Raw genomic sequence first — 19885 nt, 5'->3', positions numbered from 1 at the left:
ACCCTTCACCTTAGGAAGCATCGGAGGATTTAGCAGAGTCCAGCCGATAAGTGTAAGACACTCCGGCAATTTTAAAAGTGTCTCCATCCTTCATAACGTACTCCTTGTAAGGCACCATCGGCTCTCCGTTCAAAACAGTTCCGTTTGTCGAGGACAAATCCTTGATGATGTGACCTTCTCCTTTTGCATCCATACAAAGCTCAATGTGAGAACGGGATGCCCCCTCTGTATTGTCTACAAACTGAACCAATTGCGGATCTCTTCCGATAAAGAAGCTGCCTGCAACGAACTGATCTGGCTGCAACCGAATGCGCTCGGTCGCTCCACTTCCTGGTGCTTTGCGCTCCAGACAGGCAATCGGTGATTGCTGAACGTGTGGAATATGTGTCTCTTGGTCCGTACGAAGCAGCACCGTTTCTTGCCTGGATGCTGCATTTAGTAGCTCCGTTACACCAGACAGAGACTTATAATAAGCCTCGCTGGTTTCACTGGCTTCCAATTCATTTGCCTGAACTGTGCCATTCCTAGGTGATTCGTGTAAGTCATAACGTGCAGAAGCCATCCCACTATCCTCCACAACTCGGCTTCCTGTTCTCTCAGACTCCGAGTTTGGAAATGACCATCGCCAGCTTTCCTGCCCTTGATTACTCGGATCGGAAGAATGCTTGTTTTGATGCTGACGACCCGCTATAAATCCGGTCAGCTTATCCACCTGATAGCGGTCATTTTTCCGCTGAGTCGGCGTAGCAGCTCCTAACCATTCCGAATCCAATACAGGTACTGAATCGGCGTAGATATGAGGCGAAGCGCCCTTACGCCACCATTTTCCCGTCCAGCTTATATAAGCGACCACAGCAAGTACCACAGTCAGCACAACAAAAATGATCAACGGCATGGTCTCAGAATGATCCAGATAAATGTAACGCCACACGATGGCCGAAGCGAGCAAACACCCGAGAGCAATGTACGTTTTATATTTTTGCAATGTAGGCTCCACTTCTTCCATTTCGGCGTTTACCTCTGTACTCTCCTCTGGCTTCACAGAATGCTTAAGCCGATTAATCCGTTTAAGCTCCTGAATTTCCTGCAAAGTCTCCCGCTTCTCTTGTCCGTACACTCCTCCACGTTCTGAATGATGGTGCAATGAGGACAGTCCATCACGCTTTCCTTGAGGCTCATTTGGGAAATAGGCATTTCTATTATGAATTTCTTCTATCCCCTCATCTTGAGCACTAAAGCTCTCTGAACTAGCCTTCATCCCCTGCAAAAGCAGCTCCTTCAACGATCGCAATTCAAACTCATTTCTATCGCATAGCTCAAGTATGCATTGCATATTTTCTCCCTGAAAGTGAGCCACACGAGTCATCAAACGAATAATCATCTGCTTAAATTGACTGCCTGCTTGTCCTTCATACAATACACTCTGTAAAGGAACATAGGTTAAACTGACAGCTTTTCTTGAACCAGAACCGTCTATAAAAATATAATCCTCATGCAAAATAAACTGCCTTATATCTAGCATATATTGCGGGCTGCGATGAAGAGCATCTACCACTTCAAAAAGAATTCGATAAAACTCAGAAGCCAAGACGCCCCCGCCCTTCCATACCTGAGAAAGCATGCGTTGACCTGAAATATCGTAATGCAACTCAACCTGAAAATCGACTTCCTTTATTCTTAGTTCCAGAAGACCAGGAATCCGATTACCAGTCATCATTCCGGTTTGCACGGAATTTAAATCATTAGTCTTGAGTCCGCTTTCCTTATTTAAAACCATAAATGTCCCGCTGTTTCGGACAAAATCCCTGCTTAAACCAAACAATTCATGACCTCCTCAGCATTTTCCCGCTCCCTATAAGGCAGCATGATCCAGCCAGGCGGGTATGTCATGGCAAAAAGTAAAGATAAGCACTGATCGCTCCCGGAATGACTGCGGTCATAAATGGAAACCTGAGATGCGCTTCTCTCCCACTGGTCAACGCCTTGCCGCTGCGAAACAGGAAAAATCCTCCCAAATTAAAAGCAACGCGCCGCAGTCTCATGATGGTTTCCCTCCGCCATAGCAGGATTCCCAATCCAATAATGCCTGCAAAAAAAATTGAATATAGAGCCGATTGCCACGCAAAAGCAGCACCTGTCCAGGCTCCGATTAGACCAAATAGCTTTACATCTCCTGCACCTACTGCTCCTATCCAATACAAAATCAGCATGAGGCCAAATCCTGTCCCAAGTCCAGCAGCAGCAAATAAAAAACCATGCCAGCTTCCAAACAGCGTATTAATCAGCAAACCTGCGACCATGCCGGGCAGCGTAAGCTTATTAGGAATTTTCATACTCCGTAAATCGGTGACCAGCGCAATCACCAGTAAAACTCCACATACAATATACATCCAAGTCAATGCGACCTTCCCCCTCCCCATCTATTGTCTACTCTACAGAAAATGGAACCTCGATACGTTGTCCATCCTCTGTTTCAATCACAAAGCTCCATTGACCAGGTGTCGTGTTTGTCCCCACAAACCAATTCCATTCAATAATTCCCTCGTCATTAGCTGAGGTCCAGCCCAAATGCTGGGCCGTGCTTTGACCCGACTTATAAAGTACAGACAGATTAGCAGTCGTTCCGGGTTCAATCTTGGCCCTGATCAAATTGTACACGCCCTTCACGGCAGGCTCTGGCTTGGCCAGCACCTGTATGGCATGCTGTGCATCCTTATCATCTATAGCATCTCCTGTGCCTGCTCCCTCACCTGTATCGCCGATCCAAAGGCGTTCCTCTGCTGCCGCCTGAAGCACTATGCTGCGATACAAAAATGGGACCTTCATCGGTAGTTCATAGGACAGCTCTACTCTAAAATAAGGGTCTTTGGTTCCTGTAAGAGAAGGCACATGCACACTCGTTACATGAATACGGTCATACTCAAGAATACTCTCCTCCATAAAAGGCTTTAGCATCGGCTTTAGAACAGGATCGAGTGCTGCTTCCGTCAAGCGCCCCCGCAGCTCATCCAGGGGCTTTCGACCGCCCTGTACAGCGCTTTCTACCCAATCGCCAATCGGAGATGGCAGTTGCGCAGCAAATTGGCTTGCATATTCACTCACAGATAACTTGGGTAATTCATCCAGCGGTTCACGAGCTGCATCTATTTTGGCGGACGCCGCATCTATCGCCAGAGATACCGGGTAGATTTTAGCGGAAACCTGCTTAACCGCTTCTGAAGCAGTGGTCTGCAAGGCCGTGGATACCAGCGTCATCTGAACCATATAAATGAGAAAAACAATAAAGAACAGGAACAACGGCAACACCAGTGACGCTTCTAGAACAATACTTCCTTGTTCACACCGCTTCTCTCCACGAACCCGCTGTAGATACCGATTAATAGGAAAAATGCGCTGTTTTCGTAACATAGTACACACTTCCCTTAATACTCTCGCCTTCCTTTGACGCAGTTCCGAGCATCTTCATTACCCCCGGTAAAAACCACAGCCGCATCCCGTTCTTGACCTCACCCTTTGCATACGTTCGCCGCTCAGCAGGATTGACATCTGTATTTAGGCGGATCAAAGCAAGCATACGGGACATCTTGCGTTCATTATTACTATGAAGCATCAGAAACAATCGCAAGTGATCCTTGTACGTCATTCGAAATTTCAGAAAATCAGACAAAGGCACATACCCCTTTTGCGCCAGCATAATCATATCTTCAATTGCCTTTTCTACTCCATATAACAAAGCCGCCGCCAAAATAACCAACGGATTTCCCTTTGAGCTATTTTTGACCAGTCCCTCCATCGTACGTATGGCAAGTCTCATTGCGAAAATTTCACCATAAGCGGATGCCAGATTACCCGTTGGATTATGGAACCCGTATAGGATGTACTCAACCTCCTGATTATTCACCTCCAGCTGATCACCCAAAATCTGTGCTGCATTACCCACATTTGCACCTGATCCAGCCAAACTGCCAAATCGGCTAAAATCCACGTGATGATAGTAAGAAAGCGCATATTCGTTCTGGTAAAATTCATCCCCCAGTTGAGTCAGCAAACCGGATGCAGCCCCGTATAGACCATCCATACTATCCATGGAGGCCCCTGCCGCTTCATAGGTGTCATAGGATAAATCAGTGGTTACAGATGGACTGGATGTAGACTGATTAAATGCAATACTTTCATTGTAATACTGCTCCAGCTCTTGGAACTGTTCTGCACTTTGTTTACCTTTGGAAAGAACCTCAATGATGCGATATGCATGCTTAAGCTTGTTTTTCGCCTCTTTTTCCATTTTCTTGCGTTCTTTGTCAGGTCCACGTCGCGTGTCCATCATTCTGGCTTCACTGTCGAGTACATTGGCAGCTCCCGACCAGACATATGCATTCAAGTACTTGTCCATCTCCTTGAGCGCTGAGACAACTTCTTGCTTGAGCATATCTGCATTCATAAATGGATCTGTATAAAAGGATAACGCACGCATCATTCCTGTCAGTCTGTTGTTAACTGTATTAATAGAAGCACGTTGCTTTTCGATTTCTGCTTCCCATTGCTCAAATTCCTTATCGGGAATCAACAGATCCTCAACCTTTTGCCGGGCGCTTCCTACTAAGGGATCGGCATTAGAACCCCCTCCGCTTGGAGTAGGTGCAGCAGAAACCTCATCGTAGCCTGCATTGGCTGCTCTCTGTTTATACTGCGCAATGACTTTGCGCATCTCTTCATTAATCTGCCTGGCCTCATTTAACGGCTCCTTGGCTTCCAGAAGCAACTTATCATGCTCTTCTCCAGCCTGAACCTTAGCCTGACGAAGGCGGTCAAGCGCTGATTTCGCCCTTCTTGAATATTTCTCCATCTGCATGATTTTAACGTCATCCACGCTTTTCTTATTATCCTCATATACATGCACGTAATGCTTGTATTGTGCGGCAATATCGGCTACAACCTCGAGCGGGTCCCAAATATACTGATTGGGTATATATGCGCCCTGCTGCTTAATAATCCGTTTGCGAACCTCTTCCATACGAGCCCCTGCCTCACGCTGCTTCACCAGCATGTCATCCAGCTTGGCCTCACGTTGGTCATACAGCTTTTGCAGCCGTTTCAGCAAATCAACCGTATGCGAAGCCTCCTTCATATTTTGAGAGAGGGGCTTCAGCTTTTCGAGCACTTCAAACGTAAAATCGACAGGCGCTTTATACTTCATCTCTTCACGAATCTGCTCATTAAATATGGAATATTTACCAAGCTCCCTTTCCATTTGCAGAGAACTCGAATCCAGCTTCGTATTCATAAGCGGCAACGTTTGTGCACGTGCTGTACGCTTAGCGCTGTCATTCAGCACTTTGACCATGATTTGTTGTCCGTCGCTTTCACCATAAGCAAACAGCCCGTACTCCTGTTGCAATACCGGATCATAAGCAGACATCACTGAACGAACCGCCGCATGAGTCAGACGCTCGGTCTGCACATGCAGGGCAGCAATTCTCGCATAATCAATAAAGACAGCAATAAAGCCAAACATGACCGCCAAAATCAAAATCAAGAAGACCGTGACAGCACCTAACTCGCTATCCTTTGTATTTCGTCCCTTTCCAAACACCCGCTTCCTCCTTTCCAGTCCATTCCCGTTCCTTACTTACCGTTCTGGCCATATTGCATCAACACTTGTCCGGCACCTGCCGGATCTACCTTTTCGCCTGAGCCTCTGCCCATAAACTTCGCACCGTAATACCGGGCCAGTTCCACCGTACGGATCCATTCCACAGGCTCAACCACACCCGAACTCATTTTCCCTTCTAAATCCGTCTGGTCCAGAAACTGATTCAACAACGGCACTTTCACGATCTTATTCAGCTCCGTTGTCACCTCGCGGTGAATCAAACTGTTCTCATATGTCATCTGTCCCTGCATCCCCGCAGGCATTCTACTTTCGGCATTGGACAGCTTCTGAGCAGGCAATGAGCCTCCCTCCCTGCCGTCAGGTACCTGTACACTTTCCAAATCATTAGCTCCGACCCAGCCAAACAAAGCGCCCAGCATGATATCATCCTTCAAACGCCAATAAAGCGAATCCCGTTGTCCTTGTGCAAAAGCCCCTGTACGCGGGTCCCTGAAGCTATTATCCCAACTGTAAGCAGCTCTCTCCGAAGCGGTAGAAGCGACCTGCACCAGTATAGATTTTTGATATATGTACAGGCAGAAAAATAACATCACAAAAATGATCAACAACAGAATGGGAAAGACGAGGGACGCTTCTAATGAGAAGCTCCCGTCCTCTTTTTGTGCCAATATGCGCAGCATTATGAGTCCATAAAATCGTTACTCTTTTTATCTGCCTTTTTCAGCAAGCCTTCTACAATCTTCTTAATCTGATCCTTGAAAATAATTGCCACTGCAATCAGAATCGCAATGATCAGAATCATTTCCAACGTACCCAGACCTTCCTCCTCGTTGTACAATTTACGGATACCGCCTGTTACTAATGTCAACATCGTTTCATTCCTCCTACATATTCATCATCATTAAAGCGGGAGCACCCACCAGCACGATAACCGTAAGCAAAATCAGCGCCATTGGGAATACGAGCTTAGATGAAGCCTGCTCCCCTCTTGTCCGACTAATCGACGTCCGTTTGCCCCATATCGTCTGGGACAACTCACGTAACGCCATCACGAAATCGCTCCCACCGCGTCTCATATTCAGCAATACCGTTGTCGTAAATACCGTCACTTCTTGAATACCGCAACGTTTGCTTAAATGCTCAAATGCCTGTTGAAAGGAATAACCGCTTTCCCATTCCCCCACAGTCTGGCGCAATTCCCGATACAACGGATGTACCGTATCTGCCCCTTTGCGCTCCACACAATGGAGCAACGCCCGTTGCACCGTCTCGCCTGCACCAACCAAAAGCATCATTTTACTCAACAGTTCAGGCAATTCCAATAGAATTTGCTGATCCCGCTTCTGTACTTTTCCGTGCAAATCCTTGGCCAGTGCGACTGGAACCAGAACACCGAGTCCCAAACCAAGCACCAGCCCAGTTGCATCTCCACCCATCATCAGTGATATTAAGGCTCCACCAGCGACCATCATATATCCGTATCCGAGCATTTCTGCCAGGAAAAGTATCGTTTTTTCTCCACTGTTTCGCATACCATACAGCTTTTGCACCGAACGCTGGAGCTTGAACATCAGCACAGGCAGCCTCTGAGTCGCACGCAAGACATAAATCATGTGTACAAAAGGAACCGAAAGTCTTTGCAGCCGTATTCCTTCCAGCTTCATATGGCGAAAATGTGCATACTGAGCATCGTACATCCGGTTCAGCACCACCCAACCTCCCATTTGCAGAACCAGCGTGACCAGACAAACCAACATCACCATGTTTATCTCTCCTTACACTTCAATCTTCATAATTTGATTGATCCACACAAGACAGCCACCAAGCACCAACAGACAAATGGTGGACAAAATCATACCCGTACCACTATATAAAGGCATCATGTAATCTCCTGCGGTCATTGTCATAAACAGTACAAATAAAAAAGGAGCAGCAAACATAACTCTCGATTCAAAACGCTTTTGCGCAATCATCACACCGATTTCTTGTTGAATTTCCAGCTTCTCCCCAATGACATTTGAAGCTCGTCGTACGACCTCCACCAGATCACCTCCGGTTCGTTTACAAGCCGCAAATACATCTGCAAAATTCGTAATATCCTCCATTTGGGCCCGACGGGCCAAATCCTGCAAGGCAGCCTCCACGGGCTGTCCAATTTCGAGACAGGCTGTAATAATGTTAAATTCAAAAATCAGATCATGATCTCCATCCGGACTGAGCAAACGCAAATCCTCCACAGCCTCACGAAAACCATTCTCTACCGACCTCCCCGCCGAAAGAGAAGACGAGAGGGAATATAAAGCCTGCTTGAATTGGATGCTTAGAGCAGACCTACGTCGTTGCAGCAAAAATTGCCTGAAATAACGGGGCGTCGCCAGAGCCCCGGCAGCACACAGTAACGATAATATCCATTGGTGATAAAATAGATAGCCAATCATTGCGAATAGCACGCCACTAAAGAGAATGCACATACTTTTTTGTATTGTCGTTAATGTATACACCGTATAGTCAGGCAGAGAAGGGACCTGACGGGATGCTTGCTCCGGCTTCACAGCCGCCATTCCTATCTTCATACCGATGTTCCCCCCCTGTGCCAGCTTTCCGGCTTGATCCCGGCCATTTGCAGCTTTAAAGTATGGTGCAAACCTTCACCACAACGTTCCAGCCCCCCTATAATTCTTCCCTTACTTTCTCCGCGCTCCTGAAAGCGATAGAGCGGATTAAGCGTCACCTCACCATTTTCAAAACCGATTACTTCGCTAATTTCCAGTACTCGCCTGGATTTGTCACGCAGCCGTGACAGATGGACGAATATATCAATGGCCGAGCTAATCTGCTGCCGGACTACACCAAGTGGAAGATCGGCCCCGCCGAGCACCATCGTTTCCAGCCGACTGACCATATCACGGATATTATTCGCATGGCCAGTTGACAAGCTTCCATCGTGTCCTGTGTTCATCGCTTGTAGCATATCCAACGCCTCACTTCCCCTGACCTCACCCACTACAATCCGGTTAGGTCGCATACGCAAGGAGGAACGAATCAGATCACGAATCGTGATTTCCCCCTTGCCCTCGGTGTTCGCGTTCCGCGTTTCCATAGAAACGAGGTTAGGGACGGTCACTATTTGCAGCTCTGCCGAATCTTCAATAGTAATAATCCGTTCGGTCGGTGGGATAAACTGGGATAATGCATTCAGAAAGGTTGTTTTACCGGAACCCGTTCCTCCGCTTATAAAAATGTTGTATTTGCTACGTACCAGGTCCCTGAGCATTGCGCCGGCTTCCTCATCCAGCGCTCCTATTCGTATCAAGTCCTCCATCGTCATGGGACGTTCAGGAAACTTGCGTATTGTCATGGTTGGCCCCTTGAGGGCGACTGGTGGCAGTACAATATTGACGCGTGATCCATCCTTTAGACGGGCATCCACAATCGGCGAAGCCTCATTCACAATTCGGTTCACTCCGGCTACAATCGTCTGGATCATATCCTCCAGTCGCTCTCGGGACTCGAATTGATCGGACACCTGAATCACCTCACCTGCCCGCTCCACAAAAATCTCCCGGTGACTGTTAATCATAATTTCCGTAACTGTCGGATCATCGATCAATGGCTGGAGCACATCCAGCCCACGGAACGAATTGAAAATTTTACGGACAAGTGCATGTTTCTCACGGGAAGTTAAGCCCGCCAGCTCTGCATCATGCAAAACTCGATTTTCAATATGTCGGACCAAATCCGCATCGCCTACCGAAGACGTCACGTCCAGCCCACCTCGGATATCCGCTCGCAGTGCCTTAAATCGCCCCTCATTGATGCTCATCAGCCCCTTCACCCCCTTTTAAGACCAAGCAGCGGGCGGCTGTACTGCACTCTCCACATTCAGCAGCTCGCGACACAGATGGCGGATTTCCCGCTGATAAATCGGTGAACTGAGCAGTAATTCACGATGCTGCATCTGTTTCCATGAAGGAATATACGGCAGCGCTCCGTCTAGCTCCATAAAGTCTCGGGGCAAGGCGTTGATCATAGTTCCCATATAACGGTTCACCACAAAACTCGTTTTGGACAGCATGGCTTCAAGCCCTTCGGGCTGTGTTAAATCCAGAACGTCCAGCCATAGGCCACACTTATGCATGCTCATTAAATCATCAGCCAGCAGCCAGATCAGCTTATGACTGGCTTCAAGTACCGCTTGAGCGCGGTCACCATTTTCGGATTCGCCATCTACGATCACTACATCATACTGTCCGCTTTCGGCAATCGTCCGAATCAGCTGCACTGCTTCATCACAGGTCATGTCTATTAGCTCCTTGCGATTATAAACGGGCTGAAAAGTATCTGCCTGAATCTCAGGACGATGTACACAATAGGAAGCCATGGATAAGGGAACGCCTGCACTTCCCGTCGCCTTGAGATCATATAGCAGCCTGGACAACCCTTCTCCTTCTGTACCGTTACAACTACCTGAACCTGTGAACAACGAGCTTGAATCCACCGTTTCCAGGTTCAAATAAAATACGGAATACCCCTCATTCCCCAGCTGCTTGGACATATTGAGCGCAGCCGTTGTCTTGCCTAACCCGCCGGAAGCCGCCACTATGCCGATAATTATTCCGCCTTCCCGGCTGTTTACACTTTGTCGACTGCTCGACCGCTGTCTTACCATTTCCAAAATAGAACCTACCAGCTCGGATAAAGGCTGGTATTTCAATAACGGTTGTCCGTATTCGCTTACTTCTTCTCCCTCATGCAATACCAAGCAAGGAATATCGGCAGCTTCCCGATCTGTCCATAGACTCAAAAAAGCCGCTTCACCCACCACGACATCCGGTCTTTTCATTCCGTTCGTTTCCATCATGTATTGACAAAATGCTTCCGGCTGCGAAAATGCCGTTATCCTCAGCCTTCTGGCGTACTCGCTTCCGTGTACATAATTCAGTAGCGGCTCAATATATTCCCGGCCTGCTACAGCCAACACCACTTTCACCGGAATCATGACGCTCATCCCCTTTCCCAACACAACAACGCAAAAAAGCACCGTTCATCAAGCCGTAAGTACATACGGCTGGTGAACGGTGCTTCCGTCACGTGCAATCTATTTACTGGTAGAATAGCATAGCACCTATTTTAGAGCAAGTATTTTTTATGCAAATACGACTTCAAATTCTTTTTAGGAGCAAAAGGCGGGGATACAATCCCCGCCTCCCACTACCTTCATCTTAGTAAAATTTGTGGTGACGACGATGACAGTCATGATGACGATGATGACGATGTTTCCGATGATGGTGACATTTTTTTTCAAAATGATCATGATCATGTTTAAATTTAGGTTTAAACTTAATGACCGTCACCTTAATGATTTTCTTAGTAACGCGTTTTCTTGGCTTAGGGAAATGACAATGATGCCGATGATGTTTAAACATATTCAAATTCGCCTCCATTTCTTTGAGATAGAATATACTATGGAAGCACTGAACAACCGGAAACCAGCATATGACTATTTAAGTTTGAATCGGGCAATTTACCCCTCTTCCTCCAGCTTGATATTCGGATCATAGTCCGCCACGATTAGAACGTCCATATGACGCGCTTGACGGAGAATTCTCGGAACGACTGTAACCTTTCCCCAACACTTACTTCGGGAAGACTGCCCCACGATGAGCTGCGTACCTGTATATCCTTCCACCGGAGCAATTAAAATGTCTGCAATCTCCCGTCGGCTGGAAACAAGCCGAATTTCAAAGCTTCCTCCTAATCGGTTGGTCAACATCTTTAGCTGTTCCAAACGAGGGTTCAACCCCTCGGGTATACTCTCACCGACATGAACATAAGTCACAATCCACACGGCCTTCAACCGAAAAGCGATACGAAAACCACGGCGAATCAGCCTTTCAGCATTTTCACTTATCGTGACGCCTACGAAGATTACTTCCTCCCTACGCCACGGTCCCCGAAGCGATTCGTGACGATCCCACGATTCCAGTCGTTCATCCACATCATCTGCCAATTCCCGCAAAGCCAGCTCACGCAGCGCAATCAGATTACCTAATTTAAAAAAGTGGCTAAGCGCCTGTTCCACCTTGGCAGGATCGTATATTTTGCCATCACGCATCCGCTGCTGCAACGATTTTGGAGCCACATCAACTAGCTGTACCTCATCGGCCAAACGCATCATATGATCGGGGACAGTCTCTCTCACTCGAATGCCGGTAATTTGTTCTACCGCGTCATTCAAGCTCTCCAAGTGCTGTACATTCATTGTAGATATGACAGAAATACCTTGGTCTAAAATAGTCAATACATCCTCATAGCGCTTGGATCTCGGACTGCCAGGAACGTTGGTATGTGCCAGCTCATCAATAAGCACCACCTCAGGATTGCGCCTGAGAATGGCCTCCGTGTCCATTTCTTCCAAATGTACACCCTGGCGCTCGATGGGCTGACGGGGAATCATATCCAGAGAGCCCACTTGTGCCAATGTTTCCGCTCTTCCATGCGTTTCCAGCAATCCGATTACAACATCAATTCCACTATCCAGCAAATCATTGCCTTCTCTCAGCATCGTATATGTTTTGCCGACCCCTGGAGCAGCACCGATGTACACCTTGAGCTTGCCGCGCCGAATTTTGGCTACCTCAGCCTGTGCCTCCTCATCGCTCAAGCGATGATATGGATCATTATCTCCTTCCTCCTGTCTCATCGTTGGCAAAATCCGTTCACCCTCCTGCTCGGCTCGATCCGCAATCAACAGCAGGTCCATGTTTTTCATCCGTTTAAAAATTCCGTTCACCAGCGATCCTCTAACCAGCTCCTGCCATCGGGTCTGCCGAGAATGCCCCATGACAATCCGGGTAACATTATGCGCTACCGCATAATGGATAAGCTGACGAGGCAATCTTCTGCGAGAAAAAAGCGGAATTTCTTCAAATGTCGATCCTATCTTGTCAGCCAACTTCACAATTGAGCGCTTGAAGGCTGCTGATTCCTTGGACAGCTTGTGCTTCGGGCTGACAAAGGAGACCACCAGCATATCTCCACCCAACCGCTTGGCGACCTGCTCTCCTCTGCGAACATAAATGGACCCGTTCCAATGATACTGAACAGGCACCAAAATACGCTCTGCGGCTCCTGACGCCCCGTGCAATCCTAATTCCTCCCGGTGCCGTTCCAGCGAATCGTTCACATCCTCTGCCACTAATCGCAGAGCCAGCTCGCGCAGCTTACCGAGATTTCCCCGATGGAACATTTCAGGATTGGGCGTATGCATGTATCCTTTCGCCAGCCGTTCCAAAATGGTCTCCGGTGTGACATCAATCAGACGGATTTCATCCGCCAGCTCCAGTGTATCGACTGGAACCGTGGATGCCGCTTCAATCCCTGTCAGCTGATAAACCCACTCCGTTATCCCTTCGAGTTCATAGACATTGACCGTCGTAATGACGCTAATCCCCAGCTCCAGCAAATATTGAATATCCTCCAGCCGGGTTGGAAATCGGGCATCTTCCCGGTTGCGATGTGCCAAATGATCCACCAGCACCACCTCGGGATTGCGTTCCACCAAAGCTTCCAGATTCAAATCTTTTTGCTCCACACCATCCTGCATCCAATGAATACTGGGCACTCGCTCCAGCGTGCCGATTTGCTCCACGGTTTCACGCCGCTGCATGGTCGAGACCGCACAAATCACCACATCAATGCCTTCATGCTGAAGCGATTGTCCTTCCTGGAGCATATGATACGTTTTGCCCGAACCACTGACTGCACCGATGTAAATTTTGAGTCTGCCCCGATGCAGTTTGTTAATCGAATCCAGTATTTCCTCGGGTGATTTGCGTTTGAAGCTCTCCATCCTTTGTTCCTCCCCGCAACGCGACAGCTCATTTGCGTCCGTTCTTGTCTGGTTGTAATGAATGTACTCCGGTGTTCCAGACAATTCAAGATGAGCATCCTGGCTTTCCCCGAAAAAAGCCATACAAGGCAGTATACACGCAAAAAAGCGTGAATTCAGGCATTTCCTGCCCGTTTGCACGCTTTTTTGGTAAACCTGTAGGTGGTCGCTTCCAACGAATTAATGGCTATCTTCGCCAACCATCCCTCGCTGCTGAAGCCATTTTTGCCACACCACACCATGGGATGGAGAAAAGAGAAAAGCTATAAGCAGCAGCACACCCGATACACACAGCATACATGCTGCAATAGAGGCATCCAGCATACTTGCCGTGTAGAAGCCTGCCACCGAACTGATAGCCCCAAATCCGACGCTGTACACAATCATATGGGACAATTTCTCCGTGAGCAGGTAAGCCGTAAGTGGCGGTACCACAAGCATTCCAACCACCAGAATTGCCCCCACGCTCTCAAATGACGCCACGGTCGTAAGCGATACGAGACTCATCAGCAGATAATGAAAAAAAACAACCGGAATGCCCAGTGAAGCTGCTAATGCGGGATCAAAGGATGTGATCTTAAATTGCTTGAAAAAGCCCCACACCACGAGCATATTGATTAAAAACATCACACCTGTAGTCCATACAGCCCTCGGACCCACATCGACACCAGCAATTTCTAGCGTATTCCACGGCACATATGCAATCTCCCCATACAGCACGTGATCCATATCTAGATGAACATTAGAAGCAAACACGCTGACCAGCAGAACGCCGATGGCAAACAATGTCGTAAACACTACGCCAATGGCTGCATCACTTTGCAGACCGCTTTGCTGGAATAGCTGAATCAGGTACACCGTTAGAAGACCCAGCACGGCCGCACCAAACATCATCCATACCGAATCCCTGGACCCGCTGATTAAAAAAGCAATAACAATCCCCGGCAGCACCGCATGGCTGATTGCGTCACCGATCATGGCCATTTTTCGAAGCACGAGAAAGCAGCCCACAATGCTGCATCCCCCTGCCACTAACATTCCCGTCAAAATCACATAAAATGAACTCATAGGGCACGCTCCTTTCTCGGCGGCCCGACTGCCTGCTCCAGATTATTTCTGGTATTCAACCGAACGATAGCCTTGGAAATCATTCCGCGCTGTGGCGCAAAAATCAGGCTCACACCAAACACCACAGTCGCACACAGGACGCACAACGGTCCTGTAGGGAGATTTTGCCCCAGAGAGCTAATGAGTGTCCCGCCAAGGCCTGCTATAGCACCAAACAAGCCTGAGAGGCACACCATAACCCCCAGCTTCTCTGTCCAGTATCTTGCTGACACTGCTGGGGTAATCAATAAGGCTGCCATCATAATGACACCCACGGCCTGAATGCCGGCCACCACCGCAATGACAATCAGCAACATCAACAGCTTATCCAGCAGCCCCGCTGGAAAACCAAGTCCGCGAGCAAAGCCGGGATCAAAGCTAAGCAGCTTAAATTCCTTGAAGAACAATATGCATATCCCGATCAGCACCACCGAGATTGCCGCCATCGTATAAACATCAGACCATACCATGGCCGCAGCCTGGCCGAATAAAAATTTATCCAATCCGCTCTGGTTTCCCGCGCCACTATGCTGAATTTCCGTCAACAGCATAATGCCGAAGCCAAAAAATACAGACAGCACCGCCGCAATCGCCGAATCGCTTTTGATTCGCGAATACCGGATCAGCGCACTAATGGCAAAGGTCGCAGCAATGCCTGCAATGGCAGCCCCAATCATAAATCCAAACACGGATTTCGTACCCGTAATCATAAACGCCACGCATACTCCCGGCAAAGCTGCATGTGCCAAGGCATCTCCCATAAGCGACTGCTTACGCAAATACATAAAACTGCCAATCACGCCGCTGCTTAAACCGAGCAAAATGCAGCCCAGCAAAATCCACTGCATATTCGGATCGGTCAAAAGCGTAGCCAAGCTTGTCATCTCCCTCACCTCACTCCGAGTATTGTGCCGGAATCCGGGCCTGTTTTGAGTATACTCAGACGTCCGCCATACGTACGTTGCAGATTTTCTTCGGTAAAAATCTCTGATGTCTCTCCAAACGCCGTCAGATGACCGTTCAACAGCATGACTTGGTCAAAATAATCCGTCACCGTAGACAAATCATGATGAACCACCAGCACGGTTTTTCCCTGCCGCTTCAGATCGTTGAGCAATGATATAATTGCTTTTTCGGTTGCAGCGTCCACACCAACAAACGGTTCATCCATAAAATAAAGCTGAGCGTCCTGTGCGAGTGCTCTGGCTAAAAAAACACGCTGCTGCTGTCCGCCTGACAGCTGACTAATCTGCCTGTCCGCATATGGGCTCATGCCTACCTTGTCCAGACACTCCATCGCTGCCTGGCGATCTGCGGCTCCCGGTCGTTTAAACCAGCCCAGTCTGCCGTATCGTCCCATCATGACCACATCCAGCGCGTTCGTCGGAAAATCCCAATCCACCGACTCCCGCTGCGGTACATAACCAACCTTGAGCAGCTGCTGCTTGTAGGGCTTGCCGTAGACCAGCACCTCACCCTTGAGCTTTGGAATCAGTCCGAGCGCTGCCTTAATCAGCGTAGATTTTCCAGCCCCGTTCGGTCCAATAATACCGATCAGCTTGCCTTCCGGTACCTCAAAGGAAACATCGAACAGAACGGGCTTTTTTTGATAAGCTACAGATACATCACGAACGACAAGCGGTGAATGACTCATATGTTTTGCCTCCTTTATTTGAGCGCTTTAACAATCGTATTGACGTTATGCTTAACCATTCCAATGTACGTGCCTTCTTCCGTGCCTTCTTTGCCCATGGCATCCGAATATAGCTCGCCACCAATCCTTATCGTATGACCTTGCTGAGCGGCTCCCTGAATAACCGCATCTATGGCCTTTCTCGGAACGCTGGTTTCTACAAATACGGCTTTGATTTTATGCTCCATCAGATAGTCTCGCAGCTTGGTCACATCTTGAGAGCCCGCTTCTGACTCTGTACTCATGCCTTGAAGTCCCTTAACCTGAATATCGTAAGCATCTCCAAAATAGCCGAAGGCATCATGTGCCGTGACTAGCACGCGCTGGGCTTCCGGTATGCTGGCAATCTGCTCCCTCGTGTAATCATCCAGCTTCCGCAGCTCAGCAAGATAGGCTTCTGCGTTAGCCTTATAATCCTCTGCATGCGCAGCATCAAGCGCCGACAATTCGTCTCTGACGGTTTCTACCGCAGACATCCAGTTTTGTACGTTAAACCAGATATGCGGATCATGCTCAGACCCCATTTCCGGGCTGCCCGTACGCAGCTGATCCTGGGTGATGTTTTTGGAGACAGGTATGACGGGTTTTTGCTTGCCGATTTTCTTCAGAATGTCTTGCATTTTTCCTTCCAAATGCAACCCGTTATAAAAAATAATGTCGGCCTGATCCAGCTTGCGCATATCTCCCTGAGAAGCCTTGTACAAATGCGGGTCAACGCCTGATTTCATAATGCCTGTAACCTCCACATGATCACCGCCGACCTTCCCAACAATATCCGAAATCATGCCGATGGTCGTCGTAGCCTTTATTTTTTGTCCCGCCTCTCTCGTCGTTCCCTGTTCCTTCTGCTCCTGACTACATGCAGTGGCAAGAACCAAAACTAGTGAAAATACTCCAACTGTCGTTACCCATCGCGGCAAAGTTTTCTTAGACTGCTTGTTCATGCTTTAAAACCTCCTTGGAATATTCGTATTGGGACAAACTATTTCCTTAAGACAATTATTTTTTACCAGAACTATATTTTAGAGTATACACTAAAGTTTTTACCTAAGGAAACATTTTTAGAGTATAAATCTTATTCCTTTTGCCTTATCGTTCGATTTTGCCTCTCTGAATGTGTAATATATAGAAGACATCCAATCGTTAAAATAAAGAACGTATATAAAGAAGGTGCATATCATGAAGCAAACAGGACGCAGCCCATATCAGGACAAACATCAGCAACATCGAATTCGGCCAATACTGTACATTTTTGCGCTGCTGTGCTGTCTAGCTACCCTTACATCGTGTGCTCGCGGGGATATCCATGTAGATGTTCATCTTGATCGGAGTATGGATATGGATGCATCGTTCAGTGTAAACAATCAGACGCTGGTGATGTTGGACAATCCCGGGCTGCTGGATCGATTAGCCAAGCGTATTCAAAGCAACAATGTGGACGTTCAGCCGCTAGCTGAACAGGGGAGAAAGGGATATCAAATCAAGGGGCATTACGAAGGAGGTTGGAGTACAAACGGAAAAAATCCCAATCAGGAATTCAATCTGCCCGAGGGATTAGAAGTAAAACGCGCTGTGACCCAACATTTTTTCACAACAAATTATGATCTTACAATGAAGCTTGATCTGCCACGGATGCTTCCTGAAGAAGCCAGGGGACTGAGTGACAAATTACAGCAAATGAATGTGTTCGCGCGCAAATTACTGGAGCGGCAGCTTGATCTTAACTTTAGCCTGTCCTTGCCAATCCGACCCGCTGCCAGCAATGCGGACGGTGTATCGGAGGACGGAAAAACACTGCGTTGGGATATTGCCCCATTGGAATCCAATGAGCTGAAATTATCCATCAACGTACCGAATTTACGACATATCGTGTATGTAGCTATTGCGGGCTTGATACTGATTGTGGCGATTGTGATATGGCTGATTCGTAGTCATCGCTCCAGAAGGAAAGCTGATCCCTCTGAATCTTAAATTCTGAATACCTAAAAAAATCGTTCCCGAATCTCTGGTGGGGGGATCTGGCATTGATCCTCTTCATCCTTGCCAAACCAGCGGTATCGGTTACGTGCTACCCAGTTATAGACAGCATCACGCATAAAGCGGGGAATCAGAATGAAAGCATAGGCTAGAGGGTATGGAAAACGAAGACGTCTGGCAATCCGCAAAGCCGCAGTTGACCTTGTATAATACATACCGTCTTCAATCAATACAAACGTATCCAGCTGATCTGTAGATAGTCCTCCTGCACGTAAAAGCCTTTGTCCTTCCTTAGATTGCAGGGAACCAAAATGGAATATCCCCTCAGGATCACGCTTGATAATAAAGCGGGCTGCCCCCTGACAAAAATGGCATACCCCATCCACCAACACAATGGAATGCTCTAAATGATCAGACTGCTTCATAATGCTTTCACCTCCAAGGAAATCAACAGCTTGTATGCAATCAACTTCATGCATATAACAAAAACGAATATAACAAAAAAACGTCGAAATCATCCGACGCTTGTTTAGAAAGGTATCGACTTTTACTTGTTCGGAAACTAGCTCAATGCTTTCTCGAACAGTTGTTTGGCATGAATCTGCCCTAAAATCTCTTCATGAAACTGATCCATACACTTGCAGATAAAATCCTTATGGCATACCGGGCAAGGTGTCGTTAGCAGTCGACTAATATTCGTCAAAGTCCACTCCGGATTACGTTGAGAAAAAACGCGGCACTCCGTACCATCGGCCAAACTCATTTTAAACTCATAAAGCCCTTCTTTTTCGTTGCTGCCAGCCAGCGTGAAATTAACAATATTCGGTCTGTAAGACATCATATCACCCGTATTTTTCAAATTTGTTTCGTACCTGGTGACCAGAATCACCTAAGCCATCTTAATGAATTTTGGCGTTGATGTCAAATGGTCGGGGAGCTCAATGAATCAAGATCTATGTACTAAAGCCGCCGGAAGTGGGCGGCCAGCGTGTATAGTTAATAAGCATACTAGTCAAATGACGTTGAGTTCGACATCAATGTTACCGCGAGTTGCTTTGGAATACGGACAAAAATCATGTGCTTGTCGTGCCAAATCCTCAGCTTGGGAACGCTCAATATCCGGTATTTTCACGTCCAGACGTACCGCCAGCTTGAAGCCTCCATCGCTAGGGTCCTTACCGATAGAAACGTGACTGGTAACCTCAACATTGTCCACCTTCACCTTGGCTTTCCGAGCTACGTTGGCCAATGCGCTCTCATAGCAAGCCCCATAGCCTGCCGCAAACAATTGCTCTGGATTAGTAGCCTCTCCACCTGCACCACCCAGCTCCTTTGGTGTGCTAAGTTTATGCTTCAAAACTCCATCCGATGAAGCAACTGAACCGTCTCTTCCACCATGTACCGTCGCTGATGCTGTGTATAATGCCTCCATGATCTCATCTCTCCTTCTCTATATGATTTGCATCTCGCGGGAATCTACCATCATGTTAATACATGATTTCCTTCTCGTATGTACTTTAAACGAACCACACAAAATGAATCATTAAAAAATATGATTAACTTGCTTGACCACACAAAAGTTGCACTAGACAAAAACTATTGT

The 19885-nt window shown here is 47.6% G+C and carries 19 protein-coding genes; 1 reads left to right on the top strand and 18 read right to left on the bottom strand.

Features of this window, described 5'->3' with window-relative positions; translation table 11 throughout:
• Positions 1-10 precede the first annotated feature (10 nt).
• From LCF57_RS13100 to LCF57_RS13030, 15 genes are all read right to left on the bottom strand, one after another.
• Positions 11-1822: a DUF6382 domain-containing protein gene (locus tag LCF57_RS13100; RefSeq protein ID WP_226001088.1), complete on the bottom strand. Its 1812-nt coding sequence runs from the start codon at positions 1820-1822 to the stop codon at positions 11-13.
• A 64-nt stretch (positions 1823-1886) separates the two neighbouring features.
• Positions 1887-2399, bottom strand: a complete 513-nt coding sequence (locus LCF57_RS13095; protein ID WP_226001087.1) for a prepilin peptidase — start codon at positions 2397-2399, stop codon at positions 1887-1889.
• Between the two features lie 28 nt (positions 2400-2427).
• Positions 2428-3408, bottom strand: coding sequence for a TadE/TadG family type IV pilus assembly protein (locus LCF57_RS13090; protein WP_226001086.1), 981 nt, complete (start codon positions 3406-3408; stop codon positions 2428-2430).
• Positions 3377-5593 (bottom strand): hypothetical protein, encoded by a 2217-nt coding sequence (locus LCF57_RS13085; protein WP_226001085.1) that lies wholly within the window; start codon positions 5591-5593, stop codon positions 3377-3379. The genes LCF57_RS13090 and LCF57_RS13085 overlap by 32 nt, the downstream gene beginning before the upstream one ends.
• Positions 5594-5625: 32 nt before the next feature.
• Complete coding sequence (locus tag LCF57_RS13080) at positions 5626-6294, bottom strand: TadE family protein (RefSeq protein WP_226001084.1); 669 nt, start codon at positions 6292-6294, stop codon at positions 5626-5628.
• Positions 6294-6485, bottom strand: a complete 192-nt coding sequence (locus tag LCF57_RS13075; protein WP_226001083.1) for a Flp1 family type IVb pilin — start codon at positions 6483-6485, stop codon at positions 6294-6296. The genes LCF57_RS13080 and LCF57_RS13075 overlap by 1 nt, the downstream gene beginning before the upstream one ends.
• Positions 6486-6498: 13 nt before the next feature.
• Positions 6499-7377, bottom strand: coding sequence for a type II secretion system F family protein (locus LCF57_RS13070; protein WP_226001082.1), 879 nt, complete (start codon positions 7375-7377; stop codon positions 6499-6501).
• 12 nt (positions 7378-7389) lie between these two features.
• On the bottom strand, positions 7390-8187 hold the full coding sequence (locus tag LCF57_RS13065; RefSeq protein ID WP_226001081.1) for a type II secretion system F family protein: 798 nt from the start codon (positions 8185-8187) through the stop codon (positions 7390-7392).
• A complete protein-coding gene (locus tag LCF57_RS13060) occupies positions 8184-9431 on the bottom strand; it encodes a CpaF family protein (RefSeq protein ID WP_226001267.1) in 1248 nt (415 codons plus the stop codon). Before LCF57_RS13060 ends, LCF57_RS13065 begins: the two co-directional genes overlap by 4 nt.
• A 24-nt stretch (positions 9432-9455) precedes the next feature.
• Positions 9456-10613: a ParA family protein gene (locus LCF57_RS13055; protein WP_226001080.1), complete on the bottom strand. Its 1158-nt coding sequence runs from the start codon at positions 10611-10613 to the stop codon at positions 9456-9458.
• 525 nt (positions 10614-11138) lie between these two features.
• Positions 11139-13466 (bottom strand): histidine kinase, encoded by a 2328-nt coding sequence (locus LCF57_RS13050; RefSeq protein WP_226001079.1) that lies wholly within the window; start codon positions 13464-13466, stop codon positions 11139-11141.
• A 219-nt stretch (positions 13467-13685) separates the two neighbouring features.
• A complete protein-coding gene (locus LCF57_RS13045; RefSeq protein ID WP_226001078.1) occupies positions 13686-14573 on the bottom strand; it encodes a metal ABC transporter permease in 888 nt (295 codons plus the stop codon).
• Entirely contained in the window at positions 14570-15496 is a 927-nt protein-coding gene (locus LCF57_RS13040) for a metal ABC transporter permease (RefSeq protein WP_226001077.1), read from the bottom strand. The genes LCF57_RS13045 and LCF57_RS13040 overlap by 4 nt, the downstream gene beginning before the upstream one ends.
• 5 nt (positions 15497-15501) lie before the next feature.
• A complete protein-coding gene (locus LCF57_RS13035; protein WP_226001076.1) occupies positions 15502-16266 on the bottom strand; it encodes a metal ABC transporter ATP-binding protein in 765 nt (254 codons plus the stop codon).
• Between the two features lie 14 nt (positions 16267-16280).
• A complete protein-coding gene (locus LCF57_RS13030; RefSeq protein ID WP_226001075.1) occupies positions 16281-17249 on the bottom strand; it encodes a metal ABC transporter solute-binding protein, Zn/Mn family in 969 nt (322 codons plus the stop codon).
• Positions 17250-17484: 235 nt separating this feature from the next.
• On the opposite strand from LCF57_RS13030, the gene LCF57_RS13025 reads away from it, so the two are divergent.
• Positions 17485-18276, top strand: coding sequence for a DUF3153 domain-containing protein (locus tag LCF57_RS13025; protein ID WP_226001074.1), 792 nt, complete (start codon positions 17485-17487; stop codon positions 18274-18276).
• An 11-nt stretch (positions 18277-18287) separates the two neighbouring features.
• On the opposite strand, the gene LCF57_RS13020 is transcribed toward LCF57_RS13025, so the two are convergent.
• The 3 genes from LCF57_RS13020 to LCF57_RS13010 all read right to left on the bottom strand — a co-directional run bounded on the left by LCF57_RS13020 (position 18288) and on the right by LCF57_RS13010 (position 19714).
• Entirely contained in the window at positions 18288-18707 is a 420-nt protein-coding gene (locus LCF57_RS13020; RefSeq protein WP_226001073.1) for a thiol-disulfide oxidoreductase DCC family protein, read from the bottom strand.
• Positions 18708-18844: 137 nt separating this feature from the next.
• On the bottom strand, positions 18845-19171 hold the full coding sequence (locus LCF57_RS13015) for a hypothetical protein (protein ID WP_226001072.1): 327 nt from the start codon (positions 19169-19171) through the stop codon (positions 18845-18847).
• A gap of 123 nt (positions 19172-19294) precedes the next feature.
• Entirely contained in the window at positions 19295-19714 is a 420-nt protein-coding gene (locus tag LCF57_RS13010; RefSeq protein WP_226001071.1) for an organic hydroperoxide resistance protein, read from the bottom strand.
• Between the last annotated feature and the right edge of the window lie 171 nt (positions 19715-19885).

The sequence above is a fragment of the Paenibacillus sp. BJ-4 genome (assembly GCF_020404765.1).
In the GTDB taxonomy this organism is placed as follows: Bacteria; Bacillota; Bacilli; order Paenibacillales; family Paenibacillaceae; genus Paenibacillus.
The sequence above is the reverse complement of the archived record's forward strand: the minus strand, read 5'-3'. Positions and strand labels throughout refer to the sequence as shown.